Genomic DNA, 2,135 nt, shown 5'->3' on the forward strand with positions numbered 1-2,135 from the left:
TATAAACTGACAATTAACAGAATAGAAAAACAGTTAATAAAGCGGGGATACTGTGGAGGAGGAGTTTTTCAGGAGTCTTCTTAGCCAAGCGATCGAGGCGTATCATCAACGTCAAAAGTAGAATAGTTAAAATCTACAGTCAATTTTGCCGAAACTATTATATAAAAAGTAGAAAATTATTATAAATTCTTTATAATTAGAATATCTCAGAGTATAGGTTAGAATCAATTAAATTTTAGATATTAAACCATTTCTGCTCTAATTTAATGAAGAAAGTGAGGGTTTAGATTGTTGGAAAGCGAAGAAAGAGTATATAAGGAAAACTTAGATCCTGATGTAATAGCGGCTTTTATTAGTGCGGCTATTAAAGTAATTGACAGTCTCTTCGGGCCCGCCTTCACCAGAATGATAATAAGATATGCCCTAGAGTTTGAGTCCGAAAAAACTGGTGAGAAACCGCCTGAAAATATTCAGAATATTGAAGAAGTTGTTCAATACATTACAGAGCTCCGGGAAAAGTATCCCAGGTTCTATAATTGTCTAATCTACGGAATTGCGAAGGCGGAGAAGTTGTTTGAAGGATCAACAGCTTCAGGAGCAAAAAACCTAGCCTACAACGCAATCAGAAAAATAATTGAAGATTCAGGGCTACTGAATGAGGTAAAAGGAAAAATTCCCAAAATTTACGAAGCCCTAATACGCTATGTGGAGATTGCCGATAGCCTAAAAGCAACGACACCCCAACGCATAGTAAACGAGTCCGAAAAAGTGATTCTCCAAGAAATGGAGGGCTGCCCCTGGAAAGATGCTTGCAAAGCAATGGTTAAAGAGGGAATCACCCGAATGACGGGAGGTTACGAATGCGTGGTGCTAATCGCGAATAGTGCAGCGCTGAGCTTAGTCTCAGGTAAGCCCGTGGACTATAAGCTAGACATATTTGATCAACCAAAATGTGTAGGAAGAATCTTCGAGATCTGAGCTGAAAACTAGCACACCACACATATACTAATTTCCTTTTTTTCCACCATTAAATTATATTTTTTATCTATCCATTATGATACCTTATTTACAAATTAGTTAAACTCCTTTTTACAAAATAACACAAATAGTCAAACTCGGGTTTTTTAGGATCTTAAAAGATTTTTTGTGGTAATGATTATTTCTTTTAAGTTAGCTGAAAATTTTGTAAAAAAAGAATGAAGGTGTGGGGAGTATAATTTATTGTTTTTTAGACTGATTGGATGAATTCTTTTAGTTGTTTGTTTAGTTTTTCCGGTTCTTCGTAGAGTATGTTGTGTCCGCTTTTTTCAAAAATCACTAGTTTTGAGTTTTTGATGTTCTTTTTCATGTATTCACTTACCCCTGAGGGGAAGAGTTGGCTTCCGCCTCCGTAGGCTAAGAGTACGGGCACCTTTATTTTGGGAAGCACGTCCCTATAGTCGTTCTTGCACAGGCTAACAAATAGTCCGGTGGTGGCTAGGAGTGAGGTGTTGAGACTCATCTGGACAAGTATTTCAACTTCTTTCTTATCCAAGTCTTCCAATTTTTTGTCTCGATGGTATCCCATAATTACGGATGCTTCCACATTGTCTTGAGCGTCAGTAAATAGTTGTTCCAGTAAAAGTAAGCTTAGCTCGCAATTCATTGCGCCCCCTATTCCCAGGTTCCAGTCATCACTGCACATAAATTTGGGGGTCATGTCAATGAAACAAATTCCGCTGAAGCCGCTGTCTCCATAAACTTTCAGATATTCAAAGAGTGTAGCCGCTCCCATGGAGTGTCCTACAGCCACCGGCTTTTCGAGTTTTAACTTCTTAATTATGGTGTTTAAATCACGGGCCAGCCAGTTCAGATTCATGTGCTTCTCGGGTTTATCAGATTCTCCGTGCCCCCTGTGAGCATAGGTGATTACTTTATAATATTTGGAGAGTTCTGGTACTTGTTTCATCCAATTTCCTATTCCGCCGGTCCAGCCATGTATTAGTATTACTGGCTTACCACTCCCTTTTTCTTCATACCTTATTTTTATACCGTCATCCATTTCTAAAAAATTAGGCATTCTCATCACTTTTTGAGATTATTAAAAAACCTACATAAGCTTCGCTTTTTAGACAAATTATAAAAAACCTTTTTTG

Annotated in this window: 2 protein-coding genes; one reads left to right on the plus strand and one right to left on the minus strand. The window is 37.8% G+C overall.

Annotated features, from left to right (window positions below; genetic code table 11):
- Positions 1 to 288 precede the first annotated feature (288 nt).
- Positions 289 to 978 carry a hypothetical protein gene (locus ACUVXA_RS20125; protein ID WP_445873078.1) on the plus strand — a complete coding sequence of 230 codons (690 nt, stop codon included), beginning with the start codon at positions 289 to 291 and terminating at the stop codon, positions 976 to 978.
- A gap of 250 nt (positions 979 to 1,228) precedes the next feature.
- Here the strand turns inward: ACUVXA_RS20125 and ACUVXA_RS20130 are convergent, their stop codons facing one another.
- Positions 1,229 to 2,059, minus strand: a complete 831-nt coding sequence (locus tag ACUVXA_RS20130; protein WP_445873079.1) for an alpha/beta fold hydrolase — start codon at positions 2,057 to 2,059, stop codon at positions 1,229 to 1,231.
- Positions 2,060 to 2,135: the final 76 nt, after the last annotated feature.

Source organism: Candidatus Jordarchaeum sp. (assembly GCF_052745115.1).